The sequence below is a fragment of the Enterococcus casseliflavus NBRC 100478 genome (genome assembly GCF_001544095.1).
GTDB lineage: Bacteria > Bacillota > Bacilli > Lactobacillales > Enterococcaceae > Enterococcus_D > Enterococcus_D casseliflavus.
In genome coordinates this window covers 25,825-44,225 of sequence record NZ_BCPT01000004.1, presented here as the reverse complement: position 1 = coordinate 44,225, position 18,401 = coordinate 25,825, and the positions used below count along the sequence as shown (strand labels likewise).

Annotated in this window: 17 protein-coding genes; 1 reads left to right on the top strand and 16 read right to left on the bottom strand. The window is 46.7% G+C overall.

The features are described 5' to 3' along the window. Nucleotide 1 precedes the first annotated feature (1 nt). From ECA1_RS04615 to ECA1_RS04540, 16 genes are all read right to left on the bottom strand, one after another. The gene (locus ECA1_RS04615; RefSeq protein WP_060791869.1) at nt 2-922 is read right to left on the bottom strand and encodes a peptidase U32 family protein; all 921 of its coding nucleotides are present in this window, start codon (nt 920-922) and stop codon (nt 2-4) included. A 269-nt stretch (nt 923-1,191) separates the two neighbouring features. Further along, a complete protein-coding gene (locus tag ECA1_RS04610) occupies nt 1,192-3,672 on the bottom strand; it encodes an ATP-dependent Clp protease ATP-binding subunit (protein WP_010748867.1) in 2,481 nt (826 codons plus the stop codon). A 5-nt stretch (nt 3,673-3,677) separates the two neighbouring features. Beyond that, the gene (locus ECA1_RS04605; protein WP_005230319.1) at nt 3,678-4,145 is read right to left on the bottom strand and encodes a CtsR family transcriptional regulator; all 468 of its coding nucleotides are present in this window, start codon (nt 4,143-4,145) and stop codon (nt 3,678-3,680) included. Nucleotides 4,146-4,371: 226 nt separating this feature from the next. Continuing rightward, a complete protein-coding gene (pknB, locus tag ECA1_RS04600; RefSeq protein WP_060791868.1) occupies nt 4,372-6,369 on the bottom strand; it encodes a Stk1 family PASTA domain-containing Ser/Thr kinase in 1,998 nt (665 codons plus the stop codon). Beyond that, entirely contained in the window at nt 6,366-7,106 is a 741-nt protein-coding gene (locus ECA1_RS04595) for a Stp1/IreP family PP2C-type Ser/Thr phosphatase (protein ID WP_005230317.1), read from the bottom strand. The genes pknB and ECA1_RS04595 overlap by 4 nt, the downstream gene beginning before the upstream one ends. A 14-nt stretch (nt 7,107-7,120) precedes the next feature. After that, nucleotides 7,121-8,479, bottom strand: a complete 1,359-nt coding sequence (rsmB, locus tag ECA1_RS04590) for a 16S rRNA (cytosine(967)-C(5))-methyltransferase RsmB (protein WP_060791867.1) — start codon at nt 8,477-8,479, stop codon at nt 7,121-7,123. Next, nucleotides 8,469-9,422 (bottom strand): methionyl-tRNA formyltransferase, encoded by a 954-nt coding sequence (gene fmt / locus ECA1_RS04585; RefSeq protein WP_010748863.1) that lies wholly within the window; start codon nt 9,420-9,422, stop codon nt 8,469-8,471. The genes rsmB and fmt overlap by 11 nt, the downstream gene beginning before the upstream one ends. Continuing rightward, on the bottom strand, nt 9,415-9,906 hold the full coding sequence (gene def / locus ECA1_RS04580) for a peptide deformylase (protein ID WP_005230314.1): 492 nt from the start codon (nt 9,904-9,906) through the stop codon (nt 9,415-9,417). The genes fmt and def overlap by 8 nt, the downstream gene beginning before the upstream one ends. A 10-nt stretch (nt 9,907-9,916) precedes the next feature. Continuing rightward, a complete protein-coding gene (gene priA, locus ECA1_RS04575; RefSeq protein ID WP_060791866.1) occupies nt 9,917-12,319 on the bottom strand; it encodes a primosomal protein N' in 2,403 nt (800 codons plus the stop codon). Nucleotides 12,320-12,447: 128 nt separating this feature from the next. Beyond that, nucleotides 12,448-12,753, bottom strand: a complete 306-nt coding sequence (gene rpoZ / locus ECA1_RS04570) for a DNA-directed RNA polymerase subunit omega (RefSeq protein ID WP_005232977.1) — start codon at nt 12,751-12,753, stop codon at nt 12,448-12,450. Nucleotides 12,754-12,758: 5 nt separating this feature from the next. Continuing rightward, entirely contained in the window at nt 12,759-13,373 is a 615-nt protein-coding gene (gmk, locus tag ECA1_RS04565) for a guanylate kinase (RefSeq protein ID WP_005230308.1), read from the bottom strand. A gap of 124 nt (nt 13,374-13,497) precedes the next feature. Next, nucleotides 13,498-13,779: a hypothetical protein gene (locus ECA1_RS04560; RefSeq protein WP_005230307.1), complete on the bottom strand. Its 282-nt coding sequence runs from the start codon at nt 13,777-13,779 to the stop codon at nt 13,498-13,500. 13 nt (nt 13,780-13,792) lie between these two features. Beyond that, a complete protein-coding gene (locus ECA1_RS04555; protein ID WP_060791865.1) occupies nt 13,793-14,677 on the bottom strand; it encodes a YicC/YloC family endoribonuclease in 885 nt (294 codons plus the stop codon). A gap of 27 nt (nt 14,678-14,704) precedes the next feature. Continuing rightward, a complete protein-coding gene (locus ECA1_RS04550; protein ID WP_005230288.1) occupies nt 14,705-14,920 on the bottom strand; it encodes a YdbC family protein in 216 nt (71 codons plus the stop codon). Next, entirely contained in the window at nt 14,913-16,577 is a 1,665-nt protein-coding gene (locus ECA1_RS04545; RefSeq protein WP_060791864.1) for a patatin-like phospholipase family protein, read from the bottom strand. Before ECA1_RS04545 ends, ECA1_RS04550 begins: the two co-directional genes overlap by 8 nt. Nucleotides 16,578-16,652: 75 nt before the next feature. Continuing rightward, nucleotides 16,653-17,369: a class A sortase gene (locus ECA1_RS04540; protein ID WP_005230283.1), complete on the bottom strand. Its 717-nt coding sequence runs from the start codon at nt 17,367-17,369 to the stop codon at nt 16,653-16,655. Nucleotides 17,370-17,600: 231 nt separating this feature from the next. On the opposite strand from ECA1_RS04540, the gene ECA1_RS04535 reads away from it, so the two are divergent. Next, complete coding sequence (locus ECA1_RS04535) at nt 17,601-18,389, top strand: hypothetical protein (RefSeq protein ID WP_005230281.1); 789 nt, start codon at nt 17,601-17,603, stop codon at nt 18,387-18,389. Nucleotides 18,390-18,401: the final 12 nt, after the last annotated feature.

Here is an 18,401-nt window from a genome sequence, read left to right as displayed (position 1 = left end):
CTTACTTGATATCGTCAGGATCGATGGCATAAAATCCAGTGTCCAACCCACGTTCTGCTGGATGAAGTTGGGCAACTTGTTCACTGAGCACAGTTGCTTGCTCTGCTTGCCACTTCCCACTTTCCACAAGGCTCTTGGCTTGGGCAAACAGCTTAGCAATTGCCACAAAGGCAGCCCCTCGTGTATAGATTCCGTCCAGCTTCCAGGTTTGAAAGCCTGTTGCGGCTAATTCCCCCAGCTGCAGCATCAGATTGATGTCGTTATTGGCAAAAATGTGCGTGCCGTGGCTATCTTCATAAATGGAATAGTGAGTTTCTTCTTTTTTCGGTTCAGATAAAAACAACCCACGGTCGTGGTTCTTTTCTTCCGATTGTTGGGTATAGTTATAATAATTTTGTAAAAGCGGACGCTTCGATTGGTGAATGCAGGTCGCACCATAAACCAATACTTCCGCAGGAATATTTAGTTGTGGTGCCATGATTTTCATTTCCTCGAAAGGAACTTCTCGCGCTAAAACGGCTGCCTTTGCTCCTTTTTGTCCCCAAAAATTGATTTGACGAGCGCTCGTTACTAAGGTTTCCCCTGCATAAATAAATGGCACGGCACATTCTGGATTTTGCTTCATGCGGTAAATGATCCCAGGATCTCCGAGAGCGATTTGATCGGCTTGATTGGTCTTCAGAAATGCTAGGTATTCTGGAATCCGCTTCATTTTTTCTGGATGCATGATGCCATTGACTGCGATCGTCACTTTCTTTCCAGCTTCGTGGGCCATGTCGATCAGTCTGATTTGCTCTTCACGAGAAAAAGAGGCCGGTAGGCGCAGCCCGAATGTCTCTTCTCCAAAAAACAATGTATCAACATAAGGGATGAGCTGCTGTGCTTGCTCGATCGATTCCACCGTGGCGATAATCTCAACCATAATACTCCTCCTTTTTTCAACTCATTCATAGTATCACACAGCAGGATTCTTTCCAAGAGGTCTCGTTACTCTTTTTTTCACGAATCATGCTTTTTTCATTAATAAATCGTTGCCATAAAGCTATTTAGAAGGATATTTTTTTGTGAATCATCAATCATAATTAATAGAGATTACTTGATCACTACTAGACATAGCAAGACAGAAAAGCGACGTTTCTATGGATGCCGATTGCTCGACCATAGAAACGCCGCTGCCGTTATTGGCTCGACTTAAACTTGTTGCAAGACACGTGCTTGTCCCTCTTTGACATTGAGAGTGATCGATCCTTTGGAAGCACCAATCGTCACTTTGTCACCTAAATGAATTTGTCCTGATAGGAGTGCTTCACTTAAACGGTCTTCGACTTCTTTTTGCAATGCTCGACGAATCGGCCGTGCCCCATATTCTGGATCAAAACCAGCTTTACCGATCACATCGATGGCAGATGGCGTGATCTTCAATTGGATGTCTTGGTTGCTTAACCGTTTGATGATCGCTTTGCTCATAATCTTCACGATCTCGTGGATCTCCCCTTCACCTAAGGATTGGAAGACCACTGTTTCATCCACACGGTTCAAGAACTCTGGACGGAAGGCTTTTTTCAGCTCTTCTAAGATCCGTTTTTGCATCGCTTGGTGATCTTTCGTTAAATCAGTGACATTGAATCCAACGCTTTTTTCTTCGCGGATTTGTTGGGCACCGATATTAGAGGTCATGATCAAAATCGTGTTGCGGAAATCGACCTTCCGACCTTTGGCATCCGTCAAATGACCATCATCTAGCACTTGCAAGAGGATATTGAAGACATCGGGATGGGCTTTTTCCACCTCGTCCAATAAGATGACGGAGTAAGGTTTTGAACGGATTTTTTCCGTCAATTGCCCACCTTCGTCATAGCCGACATAGCCTGGCGGTGAACCGATCAAACGGCTCGTGCTGTATTTTTCCATAAATTCGGACATATCGACACGAACCAAGGCATCTTCACTACCAAACATCGCTTCCGCTAAGGCTTTAGCAAGCTCGGTTTTCCCGACACCAGTCGGGCCTAAGAACATGAAGGAACCAATTGGACGGTTGGGGTCTTTCAACCCACTGCGGGCGCGACGGATTGAACGAGCGACTGCTTTGACCGCTTCTTCTTGGCCAACTACCCGTTGATGCAAGATCTTTTCAAGATCCAACAAGCGTTCGCTTTCTTTTTTCTCCATCTGTTGCAAAGGTACACCAGTCCATTGGGAAACGACCGTAGCAACATCTTCTGCAGTAACACTATCGGCATAGCCTGACGCTTCTTTGACTTCCATAAACGCCACTTCCGTCAGTTGTTGGGTCAATTTCTTTTCCTTGATCCGCAGACGAGCTGCTGCTTCAAAATCTTGCTGGCGAATGGCTGCTTCTTTTTCTTCGATCAAGTTAGCGATCTCGTTTTGTAGATCTGCCAATTCCGAACTTTCATCGGTTTTGTCTAGACGCACTTTAGCTGCTGATTCATCCATCAAATCGATGGCTTTATCTGGTAATTGGCGCGAATTGATGTAACGTACGGACAATTGCACAGCGGCGTGTAACGCATCATCAGAAATTTCCACCCCATGATGTTCTTCATAACGAGGACGCAAGCCGCGCAAAATTTCTTCCGCTTCTTCTGGTGTTGGTTCGTCGACTTGCACTCGGGCAAAACGGCGTTCTAACGCAGAATCTTTTTCAATGTATTTTTGATACTCATCTAATGTCGTGGCACCGATGGTTTGCAATTCTCCACGGGCTAAGGCTGGTTTCAGAATATTCGAGGCATCAATCGCCCCTTCGGCTCCGCCGGCCCCAATCAGTGTATGCAATTCATCAATGAATAAGATGATTTGACCATCTTGATAGATCTCATCGATGATTTTTTTCATTCGGTCCTCAAATTCTCCACGGTATTTCGTTCCAGCAACTAAAGCCCCCATGTCCAGCATCATCAAACGTTTGTTTTGCATGTCTTCTGGGACTTCCCCATTGATGATTTTTTGGGCTAAGCCTTCGGCGATCGCGGTTTTCCCAACACCAGGTTCCCCAACGAGAACAGGGTTGTTTTTGGTCCGACGGCTAAGGATCTGGATCAGCCGTTTGACTTCTTTGGCACGACCGACAACAGGATCTAGTCGTTTTTCACGGGCTAATTTGGTCAAATCACGGGCTAAGGAATCCAAGGTCGGTGTTCCTTGCTGCGCTTTGGCTTGGGCTGGACGACGACGACCAGCACTTCCGTTGGTTTTGCTTTCATTGAAACCCATTTTTTTCTTCAAAAGCTGACGCATTTTCGCGAGACTCAAGCCGAGATTCAGCATGATTCGTGAAGCCAAAATGTCTTCGTCTCTTAATAAGCCTAATAATAGATGTTCGGTACCGATTTGTGGAGCCCCTAAACGCTTGGCTTCATCCCCTGCATAAGCAAATGTATGTTTTGCTCGTGGTGAATACGCGAGATAGGCGTTTTCTGGGTATTGACGAACGGTGCCGTACCCTGTTAAATGTTCGATTTCTTCACGAATATCGTTTTCTGTGATATTCATTTCCCGTAACGTTTTGCCAGCGATCCCGTTTTGTTCAATGACCAGTGCCAATAGAATATGTTCAGAACCTACCGCTTGGTGCTTAAAGTATTTTGCTTCTTCTTGGGCGATAGCCAAAACGGCTTTCGCGCGTTGGGTGAATAATTCATCCATCTCTTTCACTTCCTGTCTTCGTAACTTAATCGTTCTAGAATTGCATGGAGCAAATCTGCTCGTGTTCTATTTTCATAAGGAGAACGTCCTAGAACTGCTTTCGCGATGACGGTCAACAATAAATTGCCTTCTCGCTTGGACAGGATTCCTTCCTCATAAAGTTTCTGGATTATTGCATACGCATCTTTTTCCGAGATGGTTTCATCGAATAATTGATTCATTTCTTTTAAGTAGTGGTGGCTGTCAGTAATTTTGACTTTCTCGATCCGAATATAGCCGCCCCCGCCGCGTTTACTTTCAACCGCATAGCCTCTTTGAACGGTAAAGCGGGTATTGATCACGTAATTTATTTGTGAGGGCACGCAGTTGAACAAATTTGCCATTTCTGCGCGACGAATCTCAATGGTTTCACTGTCTTCAAGAATTTTCTTCAAATATGCTTCAATCAAATCGGAAGTGTTGTGATGACTCAATTCATTCCCTCCCTTGACTAATTCTGACCTTCATTATACCCAATTTTTGAATCCTTGGAAAGATGTACGCTTGCACAAAAGGAAGGTCTAAAGGAAATTTTAAAGACGCTTATCCCTCGCTTCAGCTTTTTTAGCTACAAAAAGAAACAAGCAGCTCGTCGGGGAACAAAAAGAGAATTCTTTGGTCCCCGACGAGCTGCTTGTTCTTCTAACATAAACGTTCGTCTTATTGCGTACTTTCTGAACTACTTTCACTCGTTGACGAGCTGCTGCTTGAGGAGGATGAGCTGCTTGACGAAGAAGAATCCTGTGGTCGAGGACCTCTGGAAACCGTCACGGTAACAGAACTTCCTACTGCTACAGAAGTACCTGCTCCGGGCGTAACGCGCACTACTTCTCCAGCAGGCACAGAGTCGTTATAATCAGATTCTTGTTCTATCGTATACTGCAGTCCTGCTTCATTCAAATCTGCTTCTGCATCGGCTTGGCTTTTGCCAACGATTCTTGGTACATTGACCATTTCTTGCCCGCTGCTGACAGTTAATGTAATGATGGTTCTGGAAGTCACAACGGACTCGCCACTCGCTGGTGCTTGACCAATGATCGTACCTTCCGGTTGGCTACTGGATTCGTAAGTGACATTGATTTGTGAGAGGCTTACCCCACGAGAAGTCAATGCTGCTCGTGCATCTGCCTCTGTCATGCCATAATAGTTGTCCATTGCGAAGCTATCTGGTCCGGAGCTGACCTTAAAGGTGATTTCGTCTTCTGCTGGGGAAACTTCCCGCCCTGCTGCTGGTGATTGACTGATAATATCCCCTTCATCGACATCATCTGACGACTCTAGCTCTTCTTTGATCCTGTCTTCATCAAAGCCCAAATCGATCAACTCTTTTTTGACATCATCGAAGGAACGACCTTCATAATCATCAAGAGTGATTTTCTTGGTCCCACTGCTGATATAAAGAGTCACGACGGAATTCTTTTTGACTTCATTGCCTTCTGGCGGATCGGTCTTGACGACATTGCCTGCTTCGACTTCATCGTCTTCGATTTCTTCTACCTCGTCTGCCACTTGCAAACCAGCAGCTTCCAGCTCGGCACGGGCAGCTGCTTCTGTTTGACCACTGACTTCAGGAATTGCCACATCTCCCCGACCACCGCCGAATAGGAAGTAACTGCCTATGCCTAGCAGTGCGATCACCATAATGATGGACAGCAGCAGCCACCGTTTGCGTTTTTTCTTTTTCGGCTGCGCTGGTTCTTCAGCTTGATCCGCAACCTTATCTTCTACGGGTTCTTCTACTGGCGGCGTTTCGACTTGGGCTGCTTCCACAGGAGTCAGCACTCTCGTTTCATCCATCAGGGCATGAGGTTCCCATCTCGGTTCATTGAGTCGGTCAGGAGACAACACGGTATCAAGGTCCGCTCGCATTTCATCGGCAGTTTTGTACCGATCCGCCGGTTCTTTGGCGGTCGCCTTCAATACGACGTTTTCCAGCGATTGCGGAACATTTTTGTCATAGATCCGAATCGAAGGGATCTCATCTTGGAAATGTTTCAAGGCGATCGTTACGGCTGATTCGCCATCAAAGGGTACTTTGCCCGTTAAAATTTCATAGAGAATGATCCCGATCGCATAAATATCCGATTGATTGGTCGCCATACTGCCTCGTGCTTGTTCTGGTGAAAGATAATGCACCGAGCCTAGCATCGAGTTGGTTTGGGTGATTGATGTTTCTGATAAGGCGATCGCGATCCCAAAATCGGTGATTTTCACCACGCCGTCTTCATTGATCAGCACATTCTGGGGCTTTAGGTCCCGGTGAATGATGCGGTGCTGATGGGCCAATGCCACCGCTGATAAAATTTGTTGGATGATATCAACGATCTGCAAATAAGGTACGGGATAGTGCGTTTGGATATAGCGCTTGAGATCCATCCCTTTGACATATTCCATCACCAAAAACTGCATGCCGTCTTCTTCGCCGACATCATAAACGGTTACGATGTTTGGATGAACCAGCTCAGTCGCCGCCAAGGCTTCTCGTTGAAAGCGCCGAATCGCACTTTGGTCGTTTTGGAAGTCAAAACGAAGCACTTTGATTGCCACTTCACGGTCTAAGATCAAGTCATGCGCCAAAAACACATTTGCCATTCCGCCGCTGCCGATATTGCCGATGATTTTGTATCGGCCGTTTATCTTCTTCCCAATTTCGATCATGGGCGCTCTCCTCCAACTTTAATCAATAATACCGTGATATTGTCGACACCACCGCGTTCGTTGGCTTGATCGATCAATGATTGCACTGCTTCTTCCAGCACAGGGGTTTCTTGGATCGTTGCTGTGATCTCTTCATCTGAGACCATGTTGGTCAATCCATCTGAACACAGCAGCAAATAATCCCCGTCTGCAATAAAGTGGATCGCCACATCGACTTCGACTTCGCTTGGCATACCGATCGAGCGGGTCAAAACGTTTTTGCGAGGATGATTCAAGGCCATTTCTGCCGTGATTTGTCCCGACTTCACCAATTCATTGACCAGTGAATGGTCCTCTGTGATTTGAGTCAGCACTTGATTGCGTAAAAGATAGGCACGGCTGTCCCCGACATTGGCGATCGTAAACTGGTCGCCTAATAAGGCCACAGCAATGATCGTGGTGCCCATGCCGCTAAGTTCTTCTTGTTCTTGTCCTTTTTGGAAAATCACTTGGCTTTCCGCTTGGATTTTTTGGATCAGCCATTGGGCAGTTTTTTCACTGTCTGTCAGCTCTGTCTGTTCCCAAGCGGTGCCGATCTCACTGACTGCTTGACGGCTAGCGACATCTCCGGCCCGGTGGCCCCCCATGCCATCGGCAAGCAAGGCCAATGTCACATTGGCTTTATTTACATAGGTTGCTGCAAAATCTTGGTTTGTGTTGCGACGTTTGCCGACATCTGTTTGAAAACGAATCTCCAATTTCTTTCACCTCGTTACTTTTTGCGTAGACAACTGATAAAAAAGCCATCTGTCATAAAATCTTGCGGATAGATCGTCAACATATCCTCTTGAACCGCTTCGGCTGCCAGCGGTCCTACCGCAAGAGGCATTTGCTTAAATTCAGGATGGTCAGCGAGAAACGCTGCCACGACTTGTTGATTTTCTTCCGCTAGAATCGTGCATGTGCTGTAGACCATTATACCCGATTTTTTCAGGGTTGGGGCGGCACTTTCCAAAATCTCTCGCTGAATCTGCGGCAAGCGTTGGAAATCGGCTTCCGTCTTGCTGTATTTGATGTCCGGTTTACGGCGCATCAACCCTAATCCAGAACAAGGGGCATCCACTAAGATGCGATCAAATTGTTCGGGTGCAAAGGTTTGAGCCGTCTCCCGCGCATCCATCACGCGGGTCTCCACAACTGCTTCGACGCCTAAACGTTGGGCATTTTGCTGAATCAGCTTAACCTTATGGGCATGGATATCCAATGCTGTCACTTTGCCGCCCTCTGCGGCAGACAAGAAGGCAGCGATATGGGTCGTTTTGCCTCCTGGTGCTGCGCAGGCATCCAGTACTTGATGGTCTCGGGCTACTTGTAAAACGGGGGCAACCAGCATCGAACTTTCATCTTGGATCGTCAGTAAACCTTCTTTGTAGAGGGACGAGCCCGCCATAAAGCCTTTGTCAGCCACAACCCCATAGGGGGAAAGCTCACTTGGTCGTGCGTCGATGCCTTCTTCTTGCAGCCGTTCGATCGCTGCTGCTTGCGAGATGCGCTGCAGATCGATACGACCACTGGCATGATTGGGTTCAAATAGGGCATAGCCCAGCTCACTGGTTTCTTCGATCCCAATTTGTTTGACTAGTTTCTTCGTTAGCCACAGGGGCAAACTGATTTCCGTTGCTAAACGTTCCATTGGGTCTTTGATCAATGCCAAGTCTGGCACTCCTTGTCGTTGGATCGTGCGCAGGACGCCATTGACGAATTTTCCAGTTCCCGGATTGCCTTTGGCTTTCGCAATATCCACGGCTTCATGAATGATGGCATGGGCGGGTACTTTATCGAGATACAGCATCTGATACAAGGAAAGCCGCAGCAGCGTTTTGACCCACGGGTCAACTTTGCGGGCATTTTTAATAAAGCGATCCAAATAATAATCCAATAAAAGCTGACGACTGATGGTGCCGTACACCAATTCAGTCAATAAGCGACCGTCTTTGTCATTTAAACGCCCTTGATTCATCAATTCCCGCAGCAGTAGATTGGAATAAGCGCCGCCTTTTTCGATTCGCAACAACGCTTCTAGTGCCACAAAACGCACTGTATATTGTATGTCTCCAAGATTACGCTTCATAGGTACCTACCTGATCCCCTTTTTGAATCTGTTGTCCACTGCCGTTTAAGAATGCAGCAATGTCTTGTCGGCCTTTTCCAGCTGGCTGCAATTCATCGATAGCCAATACCGTGCCTTCCCCACAAGCGATCAGCAACGTTTTTTTCGTCCGTTCAATGATCGTTCCTGGCTGGGCTGTCGTCGTTTGCTCCAGCGGTGTTACTTGCCAAAGTTTCCAGCGGTTGCCATTTTGTGTCGTAAAGGCGATCGGCCATGGTCGCATGCCTCGGACTTGGGCATCGATTTGCACCGCCGTTTTCTGCCAGTCGATGGCTTCTTGTTCACGGCTGATATTTGGTGAAAAGGTGACTTTTGCTTCTTCTTGCGGGACAGGCTGCAGCTCTCCCGACAAGATTTTCGGCACAGTTTCCAGCAGCAAGTCTTTGCCTAATAAGCTCAACTTATCAAACATCGTCCCCACATCATCTTGGGCCGTGATCGGCAAACGAGCTTGAGCAAAAATACCGCCAGCATCCATTTTTTTGATCATTTCCATGATGGTTACACCCGTTTCTTGCTCCCCTTCCATGATGGCATAATGCACAGGTGCTCCGCCACGGTATTTCGGCAGTAGGGACGCATGAACGTTGATAGCGCCATGCTTTGGTACTTCTAGTAAAGCACTAGGTAAAAATTGGCCGAAAGCTGCCGTGATCAGCAGATCAGGTGCTAAAGCTTGAATCTGCTCCATTTCTGGTGACCCACTGATTTTTTCTGGTTGTAAAACCAACAAGCCATGCTTCATCGCCGCTTCTTTAACGGGGGTCGGAGTGATGGTTTTTTTGCGACCGACGGGACGATCCGGCTGTGTCACGACTGCTGCCACTTCATAGCCGGCTTCAAGCAAGCCTTCTAAAATTGGGACGGAAAACGCCGGGGTACCCATAAAGACGATTTTAGTCATTTTCATGTTCCTCCATATACTTTTCTAAGTCTTCTTCAGGAATGCGTTCGACGAGCTTGTCGACAAACAGCACGCCATTTAAATGATCGATCTCATGCTGCATCGCACGCGCCAAGTAGCCGAATGCTTCCACTTCCATTTCCTCTCCTTCTCGGTCGAAATAGCGGACAGTGATCTCGTCTGCTCGTTTGACGGTCCCAAAGGTGTGGGGAATACTCAAGCAGCCTTCCACATCAAGGGATTCACCAGAAGAAGCGATGATCTCAGGGTTGATCATTTCAAAGCGGTCGTCTTCTTCGACTTCCACGATCGCCACTTGCAGGTTTTTGCCGACTTGCGGTGCGGCAATACCGATCCCGTCGTGGGCGACCATCGTTTCATAAAGGTCGTCTAGTAGCTGAACGAGCTCATCGGTAATAACTTTGACGGGTTTTGCTTGCCGACGAAGACGTTCATCGGGGGTGATAATAATAGGATAACGCATATTTTCTCCTCTAAATAAAATTCAACGGCTCTTGGTCAATCGACACGTACAATCCTTTGCGCTGATCGATTTGACTTTGATCCAACAGACGGGTCAACAAAGCAGGTAGCTGCGGTTCATTTTTGTATTTAATGATCAATTGGTAGTAATAACGGTTTTTCACCCGTAAAATCGCACTGGGTGCCGGCCCCAACAAAATACTCTGCGGTGACAGCTCCTGCTGCAGATCCCGCGCGATCGCAAACATCTTCTGAGCTGCGACTTGCTCTTCGGGATGGCTGCAGGTGATTTTGACGGTGAAATAATACGGTGGATAGCCGCTTTGGTGCCGCATCCACATCTCTTTTTGATAGAAATCTTCGTAATCTTGCGACTGCGCCAATTGGATGGCGTAGTGCTCAGGGTTGAATGTTTGGATCACCACTTCGCCGGTTTTTTCCGCCCGACCTGCTCGACCACTGACCTGAGTCAACAGCTGGAACGTCCGTTCACTCGAACGAAAATCTGGCAAATTCAAGGCGGTATCGGCATTCAAGACCCCTACCAGTGTGATATCAGGGAAATCCAAGCCTTTGGCGATCATTTGAGTCCCTAACAAAATATCCGCTTTTTTCTCCCCAAACAAGGTCAAGATTTTTTCATGGGCGCCTTTTTTGCGGGTGGTATCGACATCCATCCGTAAGACCCGCGCTTCGGGAAACAGTTCTTTCAACTCTTCTTCCACTTTTTGCGTGCCCGTTCCGTAATACCGAATCTTGTCTGCATTGCAGTTGGGGCAAAGATGGGGGATGTGTTCTTCATGTCCGCAATAATGACAGCGCATCGTTTTGGTATCCATATGCAGCGTCAAGGAGATGTCGCAATTTGGGCAAGGCAAAACATACCCACAATCGCGGCACATCACGAAGGAAGAGTAGCCGCGCCGATTCAGCAGCAAGACGATCTGTTCTTTGCGGGCCAAGCGGTCTGTAATTTTTTCCTGTAACGGACGAGAAAAGGTTTGATACTTTTTATTGGCAAATTCGGTACGCATATCCACGACTTCGATCTGCGGTAATTGCGCACTGGTTTTTGCCCGCTGATTCAATTTCAATAAGCGGTAGACTTCTTTTTGCGCCCGGGCACGAGATTCCAATGACGGCGTCGCACTGCCTAACACCACTGGACAGTGATGGTACTGGCTGCGCCAAATCGCTAAATCTCTCGCATGGTAACGAGGGGCTTCATCTTGCTTGTAGGAGGCTTCGTGCTCCTCATCGACGATGATGACCCCGATGTTTTTCAACGGAGCAAAAATCGCCGAGCGGGCGCCAACCACCACCTGCGCCTCCCCACGTTCGATCTTACGCCATTCATCGTATTTTTCACCTTGGGACAAGCCGCTGTGTAAAACAGCCACTGCGTCGCCGAGACGGCTTTTAAAGCGTTCGACCATTTGCGGGGTCAATGCGATCTCTGGCACGAGCATGATCGCGGTTTTGCCTTGTTTCAGCAATTGGGCGATCGCTTGCAGATAGACTTCTGTTTTTCCACTGCCGGTGATCCCTTCCAGTAAAAAAGTCTGTGCCTCTTGGTTATCCGCACAAGCAGTGATTTGCGCTACTGCAGCTGCCTGTTCTTCATTTAATTCAAGCGGGACCGTTTTTTGAAATTGACGGTCTTTGTAAGGATCACGGTAGGCTTCAACTTCCGTAAAGGTCAGCCAACCAGCTTCTTGCGCTTGGTTTAAAGCCGCGGTGGAAATCCCTTGTTCGGTAAAAAAGGAAACCGGCAAGCGGGCTTCCTCTGTCAAAATCTGTAAGATTTCCAGCTTGCGTTTGGACCCTTTGCGCAGCTGTTGCTGGACGGCGGGGATTTCTGCTGGATCGATCTTGCGTTCAATGTAACGGGTCATTTTCGCTTTGTTTTTATTTTTCACGAGATACTGCAATTCAACTACTGCGGCTTCCCGCAAAGGCTTCAACTGCGGCAACAGCCCTGCACTTTCGGCGTCTTGCCAGCTGAGGATGCCGTTTTCGGGAAAATATTCTTTGATGGGATGATTTCCTTCCAGCAAAACGATCTGCTTTTGGTACTCGGCTTTCATCACACTAGGCAGCATCGTCTGCAAGCAAGTGATCTTAAAGGCAAAGGTCGTTTCCTTCATGTAGTCGGCTAATTGGAGAAGTTCTTCATTGACGACAGGCGACAAATCCAACAAACGAACGATTGGTTTTAAGGTCTGCTGCGGTTCGGCAACTTCTGAAAGGCCGACGACGAACCCTTGGATATGGCGGTCGCCCTTGCCAAATGGCACTTCGACCCGCATCCCTGTCTCAATGGCGGCTTGTAATTCTGATGGGATCAGATAGGTAAAAGGCTGATCGGTCTGCATCGTGGGAACATCCACGATCACTTCTGCTATGTACGCCATTTCTTCTCCTCCTTTTAGGTTCTATTTTACTAAATGGGTGGGGGTTTGTCTGTACCCCTTACAAAAATTTAACCATCATCATTCAAAAGAAAAAGCCAGAACACAGGCGTGCTCTAGCTTGCTTTTGTCTATAGCTTTTGTTCGTCGCGGATACGCGCTTCTAATTCTTTTTGTTCTTGGTCTTTTTGCGCTTTGCGCTCTTCTTGTTCCATTTTCAAGCGGGCACGCTTGATTTCTGGATGCGGATCATTAACGACTAATTCCGCTTCGATTTCTTCAAGTGCTTGACCCACGCTTTTCACTGAATCAAAGTTTTCTAGTGTTGCTTGCGCACCGGCATCAAGTTCATGCGCCCGTTTGCTTGCTAAGATCACTAATGAATATTTTGAATTGACACGATCCAACAAAGAATCGATTGAAGGTTTTAACATCATATTTCTTACAGCTCCTCTAACATTTTGATATAGGTTCCGATCACTCGGTCAACGCGAAAATGTTCACTCGAAATAATTTCGCGAATTCGTTGGACTGCCTTAGGTACTTCATCATTGACAACGGCATAATCATATAAAGCCATCATTTCGATTTCTTCACGGGCGACACGCATCCGTTCATCGATCACTTCGGCAGAGTCGGTTCCTCTTCCTGTAATACGAGAGCGTAATTCTGCCAGATCAGGTGGCGTCAGAAAAATAAACACACCATCGGGAACTTTGTCTTTTACTTGTTTTGCCCCTTGCACTTCGATCTCTAAAAACACATCTTTTCCTTGATCCAGTGTCTGTTGGACATAAGATAATGGGGTTCCATAATAATTGCCGACATATTCGGCGTATTCCAGCATTTCACCGGCTTCGATCAAGGCTTCAAATTCTTCACGCGTGCGGAAATAGTAATCGACCCCTTCCACTTCCCCCTCGCGTTTTTGACGAGTGGTCATTGAAACGGAATATTGAAAATCGTTGTCGTCACTCTCAAAAATTGCTTTGCGCACGGTCCCTTTCCCTACTCCGGAAGGTCCTGATAAAACTATAAGTAATCCTCGCTCTGACATAATGACGTCCTTTCACTGACATTTGCTTAACGTCTATTTTGCACTTTTTTTCAGCAACTTTCAAGAACTACTTTATTATAATGGGAATTTCATGAAATTGCTAGTCTACACTTCGGCCGCTTTCTTAAAAGCCCATGTTGCTTAAGGTATTGATGACCCCTGCCAATTCGTCTTTAGCGGTGATCGCTTTTTCAGTAGGATCCGTCACTTCTTGGCAATCGATACGTACGATGTACCGACGATTTAAAGAAACAGCTACGCCATCAACTAATAGATGGAGAAAATCTGGCTCGATGGCTACGCAAGCATCTTCCCACGCAGAGAAATTCTCTTTGTCAGAAGGAATACTGCGCTTGATGACATTTTTTCCGCTTAGTTCGTGAAAGGTGATATCGTAATATTTCATTGGTTCATTCCTCCTACTCGATGTTTTGAACTTGTTCTCTGATTTTTTCAATGATCGTCTTCATTTGGACGACACTGTTTTTGATTTGGATCGGACTTGATTTTGAGCCAATCGTATTGACTTCTCGGTTCATCTCTTGGATCAAGAAATCCAGCTCTCGACCTATCGGTGTCTCAGCTGCCAGCAGCTCCGTCATCGTCGTTAAATGGATACTTAAACGATCCAGTTCTTCGTGAATATCGCCGCGTTCTAATAAAATCGCCAACTCTGTCAGTAAACGATCGCGATCGACTTCTTCCCCTAAATAAGCAGTCAGTTTCTTTTCAAAGCGTTCTTGGTAGTCCGCCTCATAGAGGCCCACGAATTGTTTGAGTTCTGTCAGCTTTTCCTGCAGCTGTCGCTGGTTTTCTTGCAAGATCTGCAAAATACCTTGCCCTTCCACCCAGCGGCTTTGATCGATCGCTGCCAGCGCTTGATCTAATGCTTCCATCACGCCATCGGCCAAGGTGCTTTCTTCTGGCTCTTGATCAGAGATCGTTAGAAAGGCCTCATGGAGCAGGAATTGTTCCAGCAATGCTGCTTTTGGCAGCTCTGCTAGGTCAAAACGGTCTTTGGCTTCGGTATCGATTTCCTGCATGAAACGTTCCAGCAAGTCCCATTGGATCTCGATCTGTTTCGTATTTGCGGTTTTTTCTTTTAAAGTCACATACAATTCGATTCGTCCTCGCTGGAGGGTCTGCTTGATCGACTGCCGTAAAGCACCTTCTAGAGGATTCAATTGTTTGGGCATTCGCAGCTGCAGGTCCAAAAAGCGCTGATTGACACTTTTGATCTCAATTTCGATCTGCACATCTGGCGTTTCTGCACTGCCTTTGCCAAAACCAGTCATACTTTTCATTTGATCACTCCTCACCGCTTTGCTTTCTTACATGGAAAGCAGGGCTTTTTTAAGTTCTGCAAATTCTTCATTGGATAAGGTCACGCCTTTGCCCATCTTCTCGTGCTCTGGGCCCCAATCTCTCAGATCAAATTTTGGCGGACGCCCATTCCAGCTCACCAAATTCAATTCTTTGCGCCAGCCTCTTTGATTTTCCGAAAGCACGGCGATCTCTTCAACGATTTCATACGAAAATTTATCCATTTTCTGCTCCTTTCAAAAGATAGTGACTATACGCTGCCATTAAAGCAGTCAGCGGGTAACGCCGCCGAATCTGCTGAAGGGCGGGCAGATTCAATTGCTGCGTCCGATAAAAAAAGAAAAAGCGGTTTTGCTCGGACAAGACAAAAAAACGGTCGCGATAATAGCTCAGCCACTCGGTGATCGACCAGGCATCGGCTTCTTCCACTGCCTTTAGCGCAATTTTTTCAGCTAAAGCCGTTAGAATCGTTTCCTGCTCATAAATCACTGTAGGCGCTAGATACAATACTTTCGCGGTACACTCTATCAGTATACGCCCCCACTGCTCAAATGGCACATCCTGTTGATAGAATTTACGCATTTTTTTCCAAAATTCTTTTTTCTTTAGTTCCTGATAAAACAGCGGGTCTGTCTGGCGCAGCTCTTTCAAAAAGCCCCGCCATAACGGCTGAAAATCAACCGTCCTTTCAAAGGTATACCAATGGCCTTGGTATTTGCCGAACACTTTCAAGGTTTCCAAATAGCCTAAGGTCATATTATCCAGCGAACGCTGGGCATCAAAAACCAAAAAGCTGCCTAAGGACCAAGGAGACCCCAACGAAAGCTGCGCAGTTTCTTCCGTAACAACCGTCCTTTTATTGATGCCAGGCCCTTGGACATCCACGGTGATACATTCCGTTGCCCCTTGCTGGACAGCGACATCGATGGGCAGGTTGTTGCGATAGCCGCCATCGATGTAATAAGCGTCGTTAATTTTTTGCGCCTGCATCGCTGGATAAAATGAAGCGGATGCCAACAACCAATGCAGATTTTCCTCTACTGCGGATGGATCAAAGGCATAAACCGTCTCCTTGAAATCGGGCAGACGAGTCGTACAGATCAGCAAACGACAAGCGGTTTGGCTGAATTTTTCTTGATCAAAGGTCTTTTGCAAAAGCTTTGCCAAGGGTTCGGTACTGGCACCGTTGCTTTTGACCGCTTCGCGGACCAGCGAATTGGCTTGATTCATCAAATCTCGCAGTGTTTGGGCACGTACCGAAGCAAGCGGATAGTGCAATACTTGCTCGTTAGAGATATTTGCCCATAAATCGACGGCCGCTTCCACATCGTTCATTAAAATCAAGGCGCCATTCAAGGCACCGACGGAAGTTCCCGTGATCCATTCAAAGGTGATGCCCCGTTCTTGCAGCGCTTGCCAAACACCAATTTGATACGCCCCGTGAGCACCGCCACCGCCTAAAACCAGCGCCGTCTGATAAGCTAGCGCTCTTTGATACCCTTGAGGGACCACCTGATACCCTTGCTGGATAAACCACTCAGCCAAGGGGGTTCGATGAGGAAGTTGCCACGAGACAGCTGCTACAAAACGACTGCGAGCAAAGCTTTCTGTCACGGCTAGCAGTTGTTTCCAAGTAAAATCGGCGGCTGCTTCCACCAGCAGATTGGTGATAGTCAGTGTCTTTTGGTCAAAATCAAACTGCCCAGCAAGGTAAAAACGTCCGTAACGGCTGTCGATCTGCCAGCCCTGCTGCGCTATATCGGCTAGAAAGGCTCGTCGCGCTTTTGAATGCGACTCAAAAAAGGAAAAGACGAGTCGGCTTTCTTGAAACGCTGCCCTTTGTGCAAGAAAATCGATCGAAGTCAGTTTTTTCACTTTCATCAAGACGCCTCCTCAAGCAAAAAAGAATAGACGAATGACACGCCAGCTGCCGTACCACTCGAGCTATTCTTTTGATTAAAATGTTCGTTGTGCCATGTTGAATGCCGCCAGCATCTCATCCGTTGCTTCGTCGACAGGCGTTACAGATTCCAGATCACCTTGGATCACACGACGGGTGACACCGCCCATTTCGCCACAAGTGATCAGCGTGATCATCTTGCGGCCTTCTACTTCGTCAAGCAAATAGACATCGGTCGGATCGACCCGCACAGAAGAAGTCGCGGTATACGTGTAAATATTTTCCAGATCGGTCACATAGATAGCCGCCCCGATGGCGACATCATCCAATGGTGTAAACAAAAGCTCTGGCGATTGAGCGCGATGGCTGGCTAGTGCGTAATTGCCTTCCCCCATTTTTTGGGTGGGACTTAACGTACCAGCACCATACAGCAAGGCCTCGTTGGCCAAGCCTTTAAAAATCGGCAGATTGATCCCCACGCTAGGAACCGCCACGCCGCCGATCACTGGCAAGGCTTTGTTGCTCAGCTGCGCCCGTAAGACTGCTTCTGAACTTGCCGGCTCCACGGCATCAAAATCAAAGGTCGCTTCCGCTTCCATATTTTTTTCCACATCACTGCGATCAATGGTGCCGACTGCGTATGCTTCACCTGTTTGTTTAATAAAATAATTTTTGATTTGATTATTAAAAATCAATGCTAAACCAATCAATAACAGCAAAAGCAAAAAGAGATTGCTCAGCCAATTCGAAAGTCTGCGTTTCTTTTTTCTCATAGGTTTTCGTCTCCATTAGTTTCTTCTTTTATCATACCAAAATCCTCATAAAGACGCCAATTTTGGCCAGTTTTTTTACGAAAAGACAAGATTTGCCTTTTTTTGTTGAAAAAGGGAACTTAAAAATTGTTTTTTCTGTTATTTTGTAATATAACTTTAAACGAAAAGATACAAGCAATTTTCAGCGCTTTGTTGTAGAATGAACTTAGTATATAGGAGGGATCGATCGGCATGTCTAACACGATTTACGTACATATTGATACAACCAGCAATGCCGTCTTGACCCGCGGGCTTGCCCCCCAAGATTTTAACAAGAGCATCGTCCATCAGCCCAAGAATTTGCTCTTGCTTGATCCTTCCAGTGATTTCGGCGAATTCGACGGTCATACGGGCTTAAAAGTGATACGCGGAATGGAAGACGTTCAACTGTTTTTTCAGCAGATCAACAAAGGTCGTGTTGCCGAAGAAATGAAGTGGATCGATTTTAATGATTACGAGATGGTCAAAGAATTGACGCCTTTAGAGATCTCCGAGTTGTTATATTTTGGCCACATGAAGACACACCTCCACTCCCCTTTCTTTTACAAACTGCAAAATAACTTTGTTTTCTTTGACTTAAAAGATGCACGTTCCCGCGTTTATTATCGCTATTTAGATGAATATTATCGGATCTTGGCGGATCGGATCACCCGCATCGTCTTAGAAAAAATCAATGATCGCCTCTCCTTTTTTAAAAAAGCAACACCGGTGGAAAAGCTCGATTTTAATTTGCTGAAAGAATTGCGGGGAATCATGCAAGAAGGCATCGTCTTTTGTCTAACACAAGAACAATTGATCGACAGAACCTATACGATCCCGATCTATCTGTCAGAAGATGCTGGCTTAAAAAACACGCTGGTCAATCAAAAAGAGCTGGATCAAATCGCTGTTTTACGCTATTCAGCCAGCAAAAAAAGCTGGTCGTTGGAAATCGACCAAGAAGATCTAGCGTTTGGCTTTATCGACAAAAAAATGTCTTGATGCTTCTCTTTC